22 protein-coding genes are annotated in these 12,730 nt (G+C 52.2%); 15 read left to right on the top strand and 7 right to left on the bottom strand.

What is annotated here, in order from left to right; genetic code table 11:
• Positions 1 to 246: 246 nt before the first annotated feature.
• The 4 genes from DWY95_RS09150 to rpmB all read right to left on the bottom strand — a co-directional run bounded on the left by DWY95_RS09150 (position 247) and on the right by rpmB (position 2,298).
• Positions 247 to 1,083, bottom strand: a complete 837-nt coding sequence (locus DWY95_RS09150; protein WP_118553287.1) for a sugar phosphate isomerase/epimerase — start codon at positions 1,081 to 1,083, stop codon at positions 247 to 249.
• The gene (locus tag DWY95_RS09145; protein WP_118553286.1) at positions 1,076 to 1,846 is read right to left on the bottom strand and encodes an alpha/beta hydrolase-fold protein; all 771 of its coding nucleotides are present in this window, start codon (positions 1,844 to 1,846) and stop codon (positions 1,076 to 1,078) included. The genes DWY95_RS09150 and DWY95_RS09145 overlap by 8 nt, the downstream gene beginning before the upstream one ends.
• Before the next feature lie 18 nt (positions 1,847 to 1,864).
• The gene (locus DWY95_RS09140; protein ID WP_097792091.1) at positions 1,865 to 2,041 is read right to left on the bottom strand and encodes a DUF4250 domain-containing protein; all 177 of its coding nucleotides are present in this window, start codon (positions 2,039 to 2,041) and stop codon (positions 1,865 to 1,867) included.
• A gap of 68 nt (positions 2,042 to 2,109) precedes the next feature.
• Complete coding sequence (rpmB, locus tag DWY95_RS09135; RefSeq protein WP_005932647.1) at positions 2,110 to 2,298, bottom strand: 50S ribosomal protein L28; 189 nt, start codon at positions 2,296 to 2,298, stop codon at positions 2,110 to 2,112.
• A gap of 192 nt (positions 2,299 to 2,490) precedes the next feature.
• Between rpmB and DWY95_RS09130 the strand changes: the two genes are divergently transcribed.
• From DWY95_RS09130 to DWY95_RS17080, 15 genes are all read left to right on the top strand, one after another.
• Positions 2,491 to 3,165: a site-2 protease family protein gene (locus DWY95_RS09130; protein WP_118553285.1), complete on the top strand. Its 675-nt coding sequence runs from the start codon at positions 2,491 to 2,493 to the stop codon at positions 3,163 to 3,165.
• Complete coding sequence (locus tag DWY95_RS09125; protein ID WP_118553284.1) at positions 3,166 to 3,894, top strand: ScpA family protein; 729 nt, start codon at positions 3,166 to 3,168, stop codon at positions 3,892 to 3,894.
• The gene (gene scpB, locus DWY95_RS09120; protein WP_118553283.1) at positions 3,891 to 4,424 is read left to right on the top strand and encodes an SMC-Scp complex subunit ScpB; all 534 of its coding nucleotides are present in this window, start codon (positions 3,891 to 3,893) and stop codon (positions 4,422 to 4,424) included. The genes DWY95_RS09125 and scpB overlap by 4 nt, the downstream gene beginning before the upstream one ends.
• Complete coding sequence (locus DWY95_RS09115; protein WP_118553282.1) at positions 4,421 to 5,080, top strand: DUF2953 domain-containing protein; 660 nt, start codon at positions 4,421 to 4,423, stop codon at positions 5,078 to 5,080. The genes scpB and DWY95_RS09115 overlap by 4 nt, the downstream gene beginning before the upstream one ends.
• 112 nt (positions 5,081 to 5,192) lie before the next feature.
• Positions 5,193 to 5,612, top strand: a complete 420-nt coding sequence (ytfJ, locus tag DWY95_RS09110; protein WP_118553281.1) for a GerW family sporulation protein — start codon at positions 5,193 to 5,195, stop codon at positions 5,610 to 5,612.
• Positions 5,613 to 5,789: 177 nt separating this feature from the next.
• Positions 5,790 to 6,641 (top strand): pseudouridine synthase, encoded by an 852-nt coding sequence (locus DWY95_RS09105; RefSeq protein ID WP_118553280.1) that lies wholly within the window; start codon positions 5,790 to 5,792, stop codon positions 6,639 to 6,641.
• Positions 6,642 to 7,146: 505 nt separating this feature from the next.
• Entirely contained in the window at positions 7,147 to 8,097 is a 951-nt protein-coding gene (locus DWY95_RS09100) for a helix-turn-helix transcriptional regulator (RefSeq protein ID WP_118553279.1), read from the top strand.
• A 42-nt stretch (positions 8,098 to 8,139) separates the two neighbouring features.
• Positions 8,140 to 9,177: a hypothetical protein gene (locus DWY95_RS09095; protein WP_118553278.1), complete on the top strand. Its 1,038-nt coding sequence runs from the start codon at positions 8,140 to 8,142 to the stop codon at positions 9,175 to 9,177.
• On the top strand, positions 9,174 to 9,389 hold the full coding sequence (locus DWY95_RS09090) for a hypothetical protein (RefSeq protein WP_118553277.1): 216 nt from the start codon (positions 9,174 to 9,176) through the stop codon (positions 9,387 to 9,389). Before DWY95_RS09095 ends, DWY95_RS09090 begins: the two co-directional genes overlap by 4 nt.
• Positions 9,390 to 9,414: 25 nt before the next feature.
• Positions 9,415 to 9,663 (top strand): hypothetical protein, encoded by a 249-nt coding sequence (locus tag DWY95_RS09085; protein WP_118553276.1) that lies wholly within the window; start codon positions 9,415 to 9,417, stop codon positions 9,661 to 9,663.
• Between the two features lie 29 nt (positions 9,664 to 9,692).
• Positions 9,693 to 9,893, top strand: coding sequence for a hypothetical protein (locus DWY95_RS16875; RefSeq protein ID WP_147365962.1), 201 nt, complete (start codon positions 9,693 to 9,695; stop codon positions 9,891 to 9,893).
• 29 nt (positions 9,894 to 9,922) lie between these two features.
• Positions 9,923 to 10,246, top strand: coding sequence for a hypothetical protein (locus tag DWY95_RS09080; protein ID WP_118553275.1), 324 nt, complete (start codon positions 9,923 to 9,925; stop codon positions 10,244 to 10,246).
• Between the two features lie 162 nt (positions 10,247 to 10,408).
• Complete coding sequence (locus DWY95_RS09075; RefSeq protein WP_118553274.1) at positions 10,409 to 10,597, top strand: hypothetical protein; 189 nt, start codon at positions 10,409 to 10,411, stop codon at positions 10,595 to 10,597.
• A 32-nt stretch (positions 10,598 to 10,629) separates the two neighbouring features.
• Positions 10,630 to 10,917 carry a hypothetical protein gene (locus tag DWY95_RS09070; protein WP_118553273.1) on the top strand — a complete coding sequence of 96 codons (288 nt, stop codon included), beginning with the start codon at positions 10,630 to 10,632 and terminating at the stop codon, positions 10,915 to 10,917.
• 106 nt (positions 10,918 to 11,023) lie between these two features.
• Complete coding sequence (locus DWY95_RS17080; protein WP_158577554.1) at positions 11,024 to 11,179, top strand: hypothetical protein; 156 nt, start codon at positions 11,024 to 11,026, stop codon at positions 11,177 to 11,179.
• Positions 11,180 to 11,386: 207 nt separating this feature from the next.
• Here DWY95_RS17080 and DWY95_RS09065 read toward each other — a convergent pair whose 3' ends face one another.
• The 3 genes from DWY95_RS09065 to DWY95_RS09060 form a co-directional block, all read right to left on the bottom strand.
• Positions 11,387 to 11,689, bottom strand: a complete 303-nt coding sequence (locus DWY95_RS09065; protein WP_118553272.1) for a hypothetical protein — start codon at positions 11,687 to 11,689, stop codon at positions 11,387 to 11,389.
• A 138-nt stretch (positions 11,690 to 11,827) separates the two neighbouring features.
• A complete protein-coding gene (locus DWY95_RS16870) occupies positions 11,828 to 12,079 on the bottom strand; it encodes a hypothetical protein (RefSeq protein WP_147365961.1) in 252 nt (83 codons plus the stop codon).
• Positions 12,076 to 12,726: a D-Ala-D-Ala carboxypeptidase family metallohydrolase gene (locus tag DWY95_RS09060; protein ID WP_118553271.1), complete on the bottom strand. Its 651-nt coding sequence runs from the start codon at positions 12,724 to 12,726 to the stop codon at positions 12,076 to 12,078. Before DWY95_RS09060 ends, DWY95_RS16870 begins: the two co-directional genes overlap by 4 nt.
• Positions 12,727 to 12,730: the final 4 nt, after the last annotated feature.

The following is a 12,730-nucleotide window of genomic DNA, read 5'->3' as shown; positions in this document are numbered from 1 at the left end:
GGCATTGTAGCACAGCTTGTCCTACAGAACAAGTAGGAAATGAAAATTCAATTGTGAATTTTTTGTGAACACAGAAGACAAAAAAAGAAGGAGTTGCTGCAAACTCCCTCAGTCACAGCGTCGCTGTGCCAGCTCCCTCATGGAGGGAGCCTTGGCGCAAGGGTCAGCTGTAAAAGGCCCCCTCTCAGAGGGGGCTGTCACCGTAGGTGACTGGGGGAGCATCAACAACTCCTGAAAGGCAAGCGCTTATTCGCAGAATTTCCGCATAAAGGCGATGTCGCTGGCGGCGCGGGCGGGGACGGCTTCCTCGCGCAGGACCGGGAAGGCGGCCTGCGGCATCTGCTTCAGCATGGCGAAGCCGCCTGCATAGTCCACGCAGGAATCCTCCAGGCTGGTGGAGTACAGGGTGCCGTCCGGCCGGAAGTTCTGGCCTTTGAAGTGGACAGCGGCGATCTTGTCGCCGTACCAGCTGCCCACCTTGTCCCAGATGCGGCGCTGCGCGTCCAGCGAAGCATCCTCCGGGCCGACGTAGTTGGCAAAATCGCAGAGGACGCGCAGATTGGGGCTGGCGATGGTGTCCAGCACCATCTTGACGGCCTCCGGGGTGTTCATGGCGTGGTAGTAGACGCACTCCACGGCGAACAGCACCCCCTGCTCCTCACAGACGGGCAGGATCTCGCCCAGGCTGCGGAGAAGGGCTTCCTGCGCTTCCTTGCGGGTGACACCGGGCTGCTTGGCCATGTTGGTGGTCTCGCTGCCCATGCAGCCGGCGTGCAGCACTTTGGCGACCGGGATCTGGCTCAGCACCTTGGCGACCTCGGCGCGGCGCTTGTCCTCGTCGGCATAGCTCAGCTCGACGTAGGTGCCGTTCACCGCGATGGAAACACCGGCAGCGGTGGCTGCAGCGCGGGTGGCTTCGACCAGTTCCGGGGTGACATCGGCATAGCTCTTCACGCCCTCAATGGCCTTGGTGTAGGCCAGCTGGGTGCAGGCAAAGCCCGCCTTGCCGATGGAAGCGAACAACTCATCCGGGGTGTGACGGCCAAAATCGTGCCCGCGGGCACCGATCACAAATTCAGGCATGACTTCCTCCTTCTCCAAAGATGCGTTCTGCGAACAGGTGCAGCTCCTTGCCCCACCAGTACCAGTCGTGGGAGACATCACTGCCCCAGAACTCGCAGTGGGCGGGCAGCCCGGCGGCGGTCAGGGCCTCGGAGAGGGCGCGGGTGTCGGCCTGTGCCTCTTCCTCGTAGCTGCCCTGCCCGGCGCAGAGGATGAGGTCGTTCTCCTCCGCCTTGGCAAAGGCCTTTTTGTCCACGAGGCCGGTCTCGGTCAGGTAGGCGAGGGGGGCATTGCGGAGCACGAGGTCGTCCTCGGCGCTGCCCAGAAAGCGGCTCATGTCGTACAGGCCGGACAGGCCGATGGCACCGCCGAACACCTCCGGGCGGCGCAGGCGGCAGTTGACGGCCTGACAGGCACCGGTGTCCACGCCGACGCACCAGATGAGCTGGCCTTTCTTGGTCTGGTTCAGTTCCCGGATGTGGGCGGCCAGCTCGGTGGACAGGTAGTTGAAATACTTTTCCTGCATCTCGGCCCGGCGGCGGGGCGCAGCATCCCCGGCCAGCAGGCTCTCGGCGTCGATGCCGTCGGCGGTAAAGAGCTGGAGTTTGCCGCTGCTCAGCAGGGAAGCCACTGCTTCGGGCATCCCGTTGTTTTCCCAATCGTAGAAACGGCCCCCGCGGGCGGGCAGGGCCAGCACCGGCACACCGGCCGTGCCATAGACCTTGAACTCCATTTCGCGGCCGAGCATCCGGCTCCACTCTTTATAATAGGTACCTTGCATCATGAAAGCATCCTCCTGAATTTATACGAATTGATTCCGCACCGGGTCGTATCCATACCCGGCGGCAGCGAGCGTTGCGCACAGCGCGGCCTTGTCCTCGTCCAGGTCGTCGCACAGTGCGTCGAGGCTGGGGTAGAAGTCGCGCAGCTTCAGGTTCACCATGCTCAAAAGCATGATGGGGTCATGGGGCAGAGCCATCTGAAAAACCTCCTCCTGGAAAACAAAAAAGCCGGTCACTCGACAAAGTGACCGGCAAATGCAGCTACTTAGACAGCGCGGGTAACTTTGCCAGCGCGCAGGCAACGGGAGCATGCGTAGATATACTTGGGAGAACCCTCCACGACCGCCTTGACACGACGGACATTCGGCTTCCAGGTACGGTTGGAACGGCGATGGGAGTGGGAGACCTTGATACCAAAGGTAACGCCCTTGCCGCAGCATTCACACTTAGCCATGATACTTGCACCTCCTAGCAGTGAAGTAAGGAATTCAAAATAATCAGCTTGACTATTGTACCAGAGTCGGGCAGAAATTGCAAGCATTTTTTTGAAATTTCTGCAACCTTTTTTATCTGTGGGCCAAACCCTTGTCTGAAATCGAAAAACATAGTACAATAAGACAAAATAATCCACTGTTAGGAGAATACGATGACCTCACGCGGACTGTACTATCTGATCCGGGCGCTGGTGACGCTGGTCGCCATCCCGTTCCACGAAGCGGGCCACGCCCTCGCGGCCTGGCTGCTGGGCGACCCTACGGCCAAGCGGGAGGGCCGGCTGTCGCTGAACCCGTTCCGCCACTTTGACCTGATGGGCACCCTGTGCATGGTGCTGGCGGGCGTGGGCTGGGCAAAGCCGGTCTCCACCGACCCGCGCAATTTCAAGAACCCCAAGGCGGGCATGGCGCTCACGGCGCTGGCAGGCCCGGTGGCAAATCTGCTCCTGGCTTACCTCGCGATGGTGGTCTGGAAGCTGCTGTATTACTGGGCCCCGGTCACGGTCGGAACCGTGTTTGCAGCCCGCTTCCTGCAATATCTGGTCATGATGGACGTCAGTCTGGCGGTGTTCAACCTCATCCCGGTGCCGCCGCTGGACGGCAGCCGGGTGCTGCTGGCGGTGCTGCCCCAGCGCATCTACTTCGGCATCATGAAATATGAGCGGGTGATCCTCATCGTCATGCTGGCGGTGGTCTGGAGCGGCTTTCTGGACGGCCCGCTTACCCTGTTGAACGATGCCGTGTGGGACCTGCTGGATCTGGGCACCGGCTACATCGACCAGATCGCCTATTCCATGTATTACGCATCCATCGGGACGGTGATCTGAGTGGCAGAAGAGCTGACGTTCCATCTGGCGGACTTCGAGGGCCCGCTGGAACTGCTGCTGACGCTGGTGCAGAAGCACAAGATGGACCTGCACAACATCCCCATTCTGGAACTCATCGACCAGTACACCTGCACTGTGGCGGCGGACGCCGGAGCCGACCCGGAGACGGCCAGCGCCTTCATCGAGATGGCGGCGCATCTGGTGGAGATGAAGAGCTATCTGCTGCTGCCCCGCAGCGAAGAGGGCGAGCGGATGAAACAGGAACTGACCGGCCAGCTCATCGAGTACGACCAGTGCCGCCGGATGGCCGGGGCATTGCGCGCAAAAGGGGAGCAGGCCCCGGTCTTCGTCCGGAGACCGCTGGAAGTGGAGCAGGACAACACCTACGACCTCTTCCACTCGCCGCAGGTGCTGGCGGACTGCTGGCAGGCGCTGGCGGGCCGGAAAGCGGCCGTCGTCCGGCAGCCCACCCAGCAGCAGTTCGAGCCGCTGGTGTCCGCGCCGGTGGTGTCGGTGAACAGCCGGGTGGTCTATATCCTGCGCCAGCTCATCGGGGGCAGTGCCCGGAAGCTGGGGCAGCTGTTTTCCCGCCGCCAGAGCCGGAGCACCCATGTGGCCACCTTTCTGGCCCTGCTGGAACTGGTGCGCGGCGGGCGTGTCACCCTCGGCCCGGACGGTGCGATGACCATGCGCCGCGGGCGGCTGGAACGCACAAAGGAGAACGAATGAACCAGAAAAAACTGCGAGCCGCCGTGGAGGCGATGCTCTTTGCCTATGCGGAACCCATCGGAGCCGACAAACTGGCCCAGGCGCTTCAGATGCCGGTCTCCAGCGTGGAGCCGGTGCTGGAAGAGCTGCGCACCCGCTATGCCCGCGAGGACAGCGGCCTGTGCCTGCTCCACCTGAACACCCACTGGCAGCTGGCTACCAAGGCCGACTTTGCCGAACCGGTCCGCCGGGTGCTGGATACCCGGCGCTCGGTGCCGCTGGGCCCGGCGGCGATGGAGACACTGACCGTCATCGCTTACAACCAGCCGGTCTCCCGCGCATTCATTGAGCAGGTGCGCGGCGTAGACTCCTCGTCCAGCGTGTCCGGCCTGCTGGAAAAAGGCCTCATCGAAGAGGCCGGGCGGCTGGACCTGCCCGGACGGCCGGTGGCGTTCCGGACGACGGATGTGTTTCTGCGGTGCTTTGGCCTGTCCAGCCTGGACGACCTGCCGCCCATCCACAGCAGGGAAGAAAGCGGGGGAGAGGTATGAGTGTTCTGAGCGTTTTGGGAGCGGTGCTGCTCGTTCTCTTGAAAGGGATCGGCGTCCTGCTGCTGGTGGTGCTGATCCTGGCGGTGGTGCTGCTGTTCTGCCCCTTCTGCGCGGACGTGCAGTGGGAGAACGATGTGCTGACCATCCGGGCCGGTGCGCTGGGGCTGACCCTGCCGGTGTTCCAGTATCCTGCACCGGAAAAGCCGAAAAAGAAAAAGAAGAAAAAACCGGCCGAACAGAAAGCGGACAGGAAGCCCAGGCCGGAGACCCCGCCCCGCAAAAAGGCCCGGCTGACCCTGAACATCCTCTGCACCATCCTGCGGGGGGCGGGCCGGCTGACCAGAGCCATCATCGGGTCGCTGCGCATCACGAAGATCGACGTCGTGCTGGGCGTCCGGGGTGAGGACCCCGCCGAAGCTGCCCTCAGCTATGGCAGCCTGAACGCCTGGCTCTATCCGGCACTGGGCTTCCTCGACCGGTTCGTCTATCTCGATTTTGAGCAGCTGCGGCTGCTTCCGGATTTCGGCTCGGCCCAGCCGACGGTGCAGGACCGGGTGTCCTTCCGGGTGTCGGCACAGGCGTATGCCATCGTCTTCACGGCAGTGCGTGTGCTTTACGAGTTCTGGCGCGAAAAAGTGCTGGACGTCTTCCTATAATTTGGTTATAATATAACTGTATGGTGTGTTCTGCCTGTCCGCTGCGGCGGGGGCAGTTCCGGAGAAAGCGTTCCCGCTTTTTCCCACTCATTGAAATAAGGAGGCCGATTTTATGGCTGAGCATCCGATCCAGGGTTTAATGAACGTCACGATGGACAAGGTCCGTCAGATGGTGGATTCCAACACCATCGTGGGCAAGCCCATCACCACCGAGGACGGCACCACCATCCTTCCGGTGTCCAAAGTCAGCTTTGGCTTTGCGTCCGCAGGCACGGACTTTGACGGCAAGAATGCTGCCAACAAGGACCTGTTCGGCGGCGGTTCCGGCGCGGGCGTCAACATCCAGCCGGTGGCCTTCCTTGTCATCAAGGACGGCTGTGTCCGCACCATCCAGCTGTCCGACGGGGCCAACACCGTGGACCGCGCCCTGACCATGATCCCCGAACTGGTGGAGAAGGTTAGCGTCCTCATCGACAGGAAGGGCGGCAAGGCGGCCCCCGCGGAGACCGGCCCCGAAGCGCCCAACGCGTAAGAAAAGGCGCATGAGCTTCCCCTTGAGGGGAGCAGCCGAATGAAGCAAGATGGATGAGGCAAACGCGCGAACATGCGCACCCTCATCCGGCACTGCGTACCACCTTTCCCGCAAGGGCAGGGCTCTTCAGCGCGGTGCATTTTGAGCGCCGGGAGGCGCACAAGGAGTAAACGAACAATGGCAGAAGAACGTATTCAGAAGATCATGAGCGAGCAGGGCCTGTGCTCCCGCCGCGCGGCCGAGCAGATCATTGCTGAGGGCCGCGTCAAGGTCAACGGCCACCCGGCCAAGGTGGGCGACAAGATGGACCCCAACCGCGATGTGCTGCATGTGGATGATGAGCGCATCTACATTCAGAAGAACCAGCAGCTCTACTATCTGGCGCTGTACAAGCCCCGCGGCTACGTGACCACCGCCAGCGATGAGCTGGGCCGCAAGACCGTCATGGAGCTGGTCAGCGACATCCCCGCCCGCCTCTACCCGGTGGGCCGCCTGGATAAGGACAGCGAGGGTCTGCTGCTGATGACCAACGACGGTGCCTTTGCGCAGGCCGTCACCCATCCGTCCGGCGGCATCTCCAAGCTGTACTGCGTTACCGTGCAGCCCCGTGCCGACGAGAGCCAGATCCTGAAGATGAGTTCCGGCGTCGTGCTGGACGATGGCACCAAGACCATGCCCTGTGCCATCAATGTCGTGACCGACGAGCCGGGCCGCACCGTGATGGAGATGACCCTGAAAGAGGGCAAGAACCGCGAGATCCGCCGGATGTGCGAGGCCGTCGGGCTGGAAGTCGTCCGCCTGAAGCGGAACGCCGAGGGCGTCGTCAAGCTGGGGATGCTCAAGCCGGGCACCTACCGTGAGCTGACCAAGGCAGAGATCAACGGCCTGCGCGCCGCAGCCGCCAAGGGCCGTGCCCAGACCCGCAGCGCTACGCTGCAATCCAAAGCGGCCGAGCGCCGCCCCCGCGGCCCGGTGGGGCAGGGCGCAAAGCGCGGCGAGCGCAATGCACCCGCAAAACGGAGAAAATGATGGTCCCCACAGCATCTTTGTCGGGCAGACCAAGGCGGCCGGGCCTGAGATGGAAAAGATTGTGAGATTTTCCCTCAAAAATGGGGCGTTCGGCACTTGAGAATCCTGACAAAATATAGTATAATAAACCTAATTTTGAAAATATAGATCAAAAACGTCGTATCATCGTATAAAATATAGGTTCATACATCGGAAAATTACTGGTTTTACACCACTACTACACCAATTTCCGCAAGGGCACACAATTTACACCACAGCGGTGCACGCAGCGCAGTAGTCGAATCCGATTTTGAGTCTTAAACTAAAGGGCTACGATGTGACAATCTAAGCGCTATCAGCGAAGTATTAAAATTGAAAATCGCATTTGAAACCATTAAGGCGTAGGGCAACCTGCGCCTTTTCTTGTATACTTCCTAATATGATAAAAGGAAATCCACTTCCTCTGTTGACAATAGGAAACGAGAAGTGTATAATGAAATCATAAAACAAACAGGAGGTATCAACCATGACTTACAGAGTACACAGATCCGGCGCTTCCGAATTTAACATTGAAGGCACGGACATCAAAGACGCAATCGAAAAAAACTTTAAGATGCTGGCGAAGCAAATGAACATCGGCAACGTAGCAGGCTATACTCTTGACCGCGCTACGATCGAATATAAGCCCGGTATACTCGGCGGACAAGGCGGAATCGAATTGAGTGTCGTGGCACATGGTTCGGATTCTCTTGTTAATTATGACCCGTACAACGATAATCCGAAGACCAGCACGATTTGGATCTATGCGAAAAAAGAGGATCTCCCAGAGGGATTCTACGAATTTGAAATCAATCATGAAAAGAAGATTGAAACAACGCCATTTGACGTTCCCAATTCTGCTGGACAAGCATTGGGCTTTTTCCGTGCCGTCTGTGAAGAAATCGCATCCAATCATTCTCGTTTTCCGGTTGATGGAACGACTTTCTCTGGCGTCTGCGCAAATATCGAACTTCGTTTTCCGACTATTAAAATCGTCAACCCCCATAAATATGTGGAGCTGATTCAGCAGGAAGTTCATCGTTGCCGTCCCAAAGAAGATGCTCAGACAAAAAAGTTGGTAGAAAGAGCAAACGAACTGGCTCTCATCTTGATGGATTACGATAATAAAGAAATCATCAATGACGCGAATAAGGGAATAGATTTACTTGCTTCGGTTCGTGCTTCTAAGTGGTTCCAGGACAAAAATAAGATCACTGCCCTCGCATATTATCGCAAAAAGGCTGGCCTCACCGGGAAGCAGCTTGCTGAAATCGTTGGCCTGTCTGACCGGCAGATTCGAAATTATGAAGCGTCAGATTCGAGACTTTGTGATGCGAAAAATATCGTTGTAGAAAATATCGCGAAGGCTTTGAACGTCAGGCCGAGCGACCTGGTTGAAGATGGTGTTGTTGTTATGGTAGACGGTAATAAACAATAAATATCCGCGAAGAACCTATTTTGTAATCCCGGAGATTGACTCATGAAAAAAGAAATCTATCTTCCTCTTTTTGTACTAAAGAAAATATCAGAACAATATCCCAAGGCTTGGGAGCAGATGGAGATGTTTCATAGTGAAAATGGATCTCCACAACTTGGATCGTGGCCTGATTGGTGTTATGCTCCTATGAGTGCTGCATTAGCAGTTGCATCTAAAGGATATGACCTAAACAAACTTCCTATTGATATAAGAATGGGAATGACATCTGTGGCTCAAGCAATCTTTGCAATAGCTCCGTGGAGACTAAGTAAAGAGGTCTACGTTATCGACGAAGATCTGAAAAATCTTTTGTTTGAGCAGGATGGAGAACTTGATGTTCCTGACGAAATATTATTACAGCTTCCGTATCCATGCTTTTATGTGGAACTCCCAAACACATATTATAAGGCAGATAAAATCCATGGATTCTTTGTAACGCTAGAGTATGATGTTAACAACGGAGATAAAGAATTAAAGCCAGTTTTCCTTACGGACGACGGAGATGTATTCAGCTATTCTATTCATATCGGAGCAAAGACTATAGAAGAAAGTGTAGATATGCTCGATAAACAGGCGCTTGAAAATACAAACGGGGATAAGGAATTAAAGCGCCTGGCATTAAGAGCAATGCAGGATTCAGCAGAAACAAAAATATTCCTAAAACAAATCCTTCAAGTGATATTATATATTCTTGCACAGAACGCAGAAATCACGCCAAGTTCTGAACAGTCTTTTATCACAAAGAGAGGGAAAACGGTCAAGGATAAATATTCAGAAATTCGAAAGTGGGACGTTGGCATTCGTGTCGGAGCAGCGATTCGTCAACAGAAAGCAAAAGAACAATCCAGGAAAAAAGAATACAAAGAATCTGAACATCAGTCGCCGCGTCCTCATATGCGTCGTGGCCACTGGCATCATTTCTGGACAGGACCCAAAGCGCAACCAGAAGAACGAAAACTTATCTTAAAATGGCTATCTCCGATGGCGATTGCAGCCAATCCGGAAGATATGCCTATCACATTCCACGAGGTGAAACAATGAACAACCCAACGATACTTGATATCGCACTCGGCTTCATTCTTCACAAACACAGCAAGGATGAATTTGGGCGTCGAAACAATAAAGCACAGGCCATCCGCGAAATGAGCGACGAAGAACTCGCGGCAACATTGAATGAAATTGTGGCTCAACAGGATAATTGCCCGCAAACCGTAAGTGGCTGGAAAGAATGGCTGTCTGAGAAAATAAAATGATTGAGTTCTAGTAGGAGGATTTTATATGCTGATATTTGAGAAAAACCTGTTCTATGATTGTACGAAAAAGGAACTTGAAAAGATTGTAGAAGCAATCAAAGAAGATAAGAATAATGGAGTGCTTACCTTTGGAATGGAAGCTATGAAAGTTCAGATTAAACGAATCAGAGAGCGTTTTAGTGTTTCCGGAAACGTATTTGATTGCGTTTCTGCTTATAATCTCGCCAAAGAAGAACTGTATGACGAAATCGCGGAACGATATTTTTCAATCTGATGAAAGTTAAGACTTAATGAGGTTTTGTAATGAAAAAAGCGAATGGTAGATATATGCAAACAGAATGTGACCGTTGTGGGGTTACTGTTCATATAGATGATACAAACAGAGCTCTGCTTCATGGATGGGGTTGGAGGAAAGATACAGGCGACCTGTGCCCGGAGTGTTATGCGGAGTACAAGAAGATGGTGCTTGAATTCAATGCGAAAAAACGTCGCATCATCCGATAAAAGCTGAGATAAAAAAGAGGTGAAATGCCATGGGAAGAATTATTGACGCAGATGCCTTTTATCAACAAGAATGGATTCGCTGTGGGATGTATGAACCAATGATTGGCGTTGATAAAGTGGATTCTAACAAGGAGACATTATACAGAACCTTGCGAAGCCGATTAAATAAAGTCCCAGAGGTGGATGCAATCAAAGTTGTTCGCTGTAAGGATTGCAACCTTTGGAACACATGGGATAAGCAAGGAGAATCATGCAGCTGTGCTCATTTCACTCTGGATGATTCTAACGCCGTATATACCAAGCCTGAAGATTTTTGCAGCTATGCTATTCGTGAATATTATTGGGAGAAATAGGAGAAAGCTATGTGGTATGAGCACATCAGATGCAAGGAATGTGGTGGAATCATTGGCTCTTTTGACAGAATTGAATATGATACTGTGTTTTCAAACCCCAAAACAGGATGGCTGTTTCCTGTGATAACGCTTGATAAAAGCTGAGCTTTAGGAGGGTTCGTAATGAAATTAAACTATAAATGCTTAGAAGCATCCGACGAATGGGGCAGCCCTGTGGAATTTAGCATCCACAAAGAAAAAGAGACGAATCGTGTCGTGTTTTTCGTTGACGTTGAATGCCAAGAGGTTCATCTTACAGTAAAACAAGCGAAAGAACTTGCCAAGATGCTTCTGGACGCTGCAAAAGAGTAATTTGATAAAAGCTAAGATTTAAGGGAACGATTATGCTGGTTGTTGTTGATGAAGAAAAAACTAAGCGAGCACTAAAATATGTCAATGAAATGAGCAACTCTGAATTTCTTGAACTTTGCTATGACTTTTATAATTATAACCATGGTGGGAACAACAAAGAGAATGGGGCTTACAACAAGGCTCTTGAATACCTGAACTTATGGAGTGAGCCATCTGCGCTTGAAATTGCTATCTATAAAAAGGCACATGAGACATTTGATAAAATTGTGTTAATGCTCCTTGAGGATGATATCAAACGCTATTTGAATTATGAGGTGTAAAAGGTTCAAGCATAACGCTGAGTTATAGTAAAGCGTTTGAAATTGAGCCATCTCTGCACAATAAAGTGATCTGGCATGTGTTTTAAGGAAGGAGGATAATGTAATTATGGGCAGTATGCTTATTGATCGGAATACAGCTAAGAAAGTGGAATTTATCTTCGAGCATCCTGATGAAATCTATTCGGTATATCTGAAATCCGGCGACGATGCCATCTGGTTACAAGGCAAGATTGAATTGTATGAATTTTTACGGAGCTTATAAAGCCAGGCTTTATGGGCGCTATGTGGAAAATCATTGATGCAGATGCTTTTTATCAACAGGAGTTGGTTCATTGTGGGATGTATGAGTCTATGGTTGGAGTAGAGAACATTAAAGGCGGAAGAGAAATGCTAAAAAATGGGGTACTGGTCCAATTAAGGATCAATACCCCATCTATTTTTATTATTCGTAGTCTAGTAAACCAATCAATCAGTCATTGTTATCTTTCTTTCCATTAAACATTTCCATGAAGTAGTTGATCCACGAGCTATCTTCTGACACATTGCATTCAATATTATCCTGAAGGAACTCTTCAACATATCCGATAACCTCATCAATAGAACAACCGTATTTTTCTTCAATCCAGTCCGCATTAAATTCGAGCTGATTCTTAGCATTATCAATACGATACTGAAGTTCTCTATAACGGTAAGCTGCTTCAATTTGTTCTGGCGTCATCTCCCAAGACTTTCCCGTCCAGCTAGTCACAACAATCTTGTTTTCGTTATTCATATTGCAATCTCCTACACTCTATTTATAGTTTTGATTCGCTTGTTTCAACGATTGAAATTATAACCTTGGACTGACATTCACCGATATAGCATCCGCGAATAATAACAGATATGGTATCTTCTCCTTGGAATAATAATATCAATATCCATTCGCGTTGTCAACTAATTTAATATCGCTAGGTTCAACATATCCAGATACGTTCACTGAAATAGGATACTTACCAATGCGGCTTTCAAGATTTGTCACCCGATAGCGCCCATTGACGAGTTTCCCATCGTAGATGAACCATTCACCAAAGCGGCGCATTCCGCAGTGTGTCTGGCTGTTTGCAAATAGCGTTCCGTCTAATTTGATTTTATCTCCTGCGTGTAACTGTTGCATAGTCATCAAGTGAATGAACCCCATGTGCCAGGCCCACAGATTCCATCCGCAGTCAGACCATGTGCTTTCTGATATTCGATCAGTTTTGCTTTTGTCCCAGCCCCGAAATTTCCATCCGCTGTAATACTAAGATGCCGCTGTAGTACAGTTACCGCGTAGCTGATTCTACCCACACAGTCTTTAGCTCCCTGCTTGATGGTAGGCATGATTTTGCTTACGCTCACATAAGCAGTACCAGCCTTACTGATCCAGCGAGACGACCAGGATCGGACATCAACATGCACAAACCCATCTTTCAGGCCGACACGGCTGTAATAGCCGATACCGCCACGCTTAGCATAAAGGGGAAGAGAGGCCGCATAGAGCGCAATCTGAATCGGGTCAACTCCAACGATGCGAATGTCTGCTGCAGTTCCAAGGCAATGTTGACTGCGCGGGCTGCCACCAATTGAAATGTTATATGCAGGAGTGCGATAAGCCGAATTGATTTTTACAGGCTTTCCAAAATGAGCCCGAATCTGTTCCAACACTTCAATCAATGAGGTGTCAACCAGTACCATATCACTCTTATCAGAACAGGCGAACTCATAGACGGAAAAATGAGCCGACACCTTTTTATTCCAATCTTTCTTCATTGAATATGTATTTACTGCCATAAGG

This window comes from Faecalibacterium sp. AF28-13AC (genome assembly GCF_003478405.1).
Classification (GTDB): Bacteria; Bacillota; Clostridia; order Oscillospirales; family Ruminococcaceae; genus Faecalibacterium; species Faecalibacterium prausnitzii_E.
This window is presented reverse-complemented; position numbering and strand designations above follow the sequence as displayed.

Bases quoted from the DNA above. Each gene is read 5' to 3' on its own strand.
- DWY95_RS09150 (WP_118553287.1), bottom strand. From the start codon at position 1,083: ATGCCTGAATTTGTGATCGGTGCCCGCGGGCACGATTTTGGCCGTCAC.
- DWY95_RS09145 (WP_118553286.1), bottom strand. From the start codon at position 1,846: ATGATGCAAGGTACCTATTATAAAGAGTGGAGCCGGATGCTCGGCCGC.
- DWY95_RS09140 (WP_097792091.1), bottom strand. From the start codon at position 2,041: ATGGCTCTGCCCCATGACCCCATCATGCTTTTGAGCATGGTGAACCTG.
- rpmB (WP_005932647.1), bottom strand. From the start codon at position 2,298: ATGGCTAAGTGTGAATGCTGCGGCAAGGGCGTTACCTTTGGTATCAAG.
- DWY95_RS09130 (WP_118553285.1), top strand. From the start codon at position 2,491: ATGACCTCACGCGGACTGTACTATCTGATCCGGGCGCTGGTGACGCTG.
- scpB (WP_118553283.1), top strand. From the start codon at position 3,891: ATGAACCAGAAAAAACTGCGAGCCGCCGTGGAGGCGATGCTCTTTGCC.
- DWY95_RS09115 (WP_118553282.1), top strand. From the start codon at position 4,421: ATGAGTGTTCTGAGCGTTTTGGGAGCGGTGCTGCTCGTTCTCTTGAAA.
- ytfJ (WP_118553281.1), top strand. From the start codon at position 5,193: ATGGCTGAGCATCCGATCCAGGGTTTAATGAACGTCACGATGGACAAG.
- DWY95_RS09105 (WP_118553280.1), top strand. From the start codon at position 5,790: ATGGCAGAAGAACGTATTCAGAAGATCATGAGCGAGCAGGGCCTGTGC.
- DWY95_RS09100 (WP_118553279.1), top strand. From the start codon at position 7,147: ATGACTTACAGAGTACACAGATCCGGCGCTTCCGAATTTAACATTGAA.
- DWY95_RS09095 (WP_118553278.1), top strand. From the start codon at position 8,140: ATGAAAAAAGAAATCTATCTTCCTCTTTTTGTACTAAAGAAAATATCA.
- DWY95_RS09090 (WP_118553277.1), top strand. From the start codon at position 9,174: ATGAACAACCCAACGATACTTGATATCGCACTCGGCTTCATTCTTCAC.
- DWY95_RS09085 (WP_118553276.1), top strand. From the start codon at position 9,415: ATGCTGATATTTGAGAAAAACCTGTTCTATGATTGTACGAAAAAGGAA.
- DWY95_RS16875 (WP_147365962.1), top strand. From the start codon at position 9,693: ATGAAAAAAGCGAATGGTAGATATATGCAAACAGAATGTGACCGTTGT.
- DWY95_RS09080 (WP_118553275.1), top strand. From the start codon at position 9,923: ATGGGAAGAATTATTGACGCAGATGCCTTTTATCAACAAGAATGGATT.
- DWY95_RS09075 (WP_118553274.1), top strand. From the start codon at position 10,409: ATGAAATTAAACTATAAATGCTTAGAAGCATCCGACGAATGGGGCAGC.
- DWY95_RS09070 (WP_118553273.1), top strand. From the start codon at position 10,630: ATGCTGGTTGTTGTTGATGAAGAAAAAACTAAGCGAGCACTAAAATAT.
- DWY95_RS17080 (WP_158577554.1), top strand. From the start codon at position 11,024: ATGGGCAGTATGCTTATTGATCGGAATACAGCTAAGAAAGTGGAATTT.
- DWY95_RS09065 (WP_118553272.1), bottom strand. From the start codon at position 11,689: ATGAATAACGAAAACAAGATTGTTGTGACTAGCTGGACGGGAAAGTCT.
- DWY95_RS09060 (WP_118553271.1), bottom strand. From the start codon at position 12,726: ATGGCAGTAAATACATATTCAATGAAGAAAGATTGGAATAAAAAGGTG.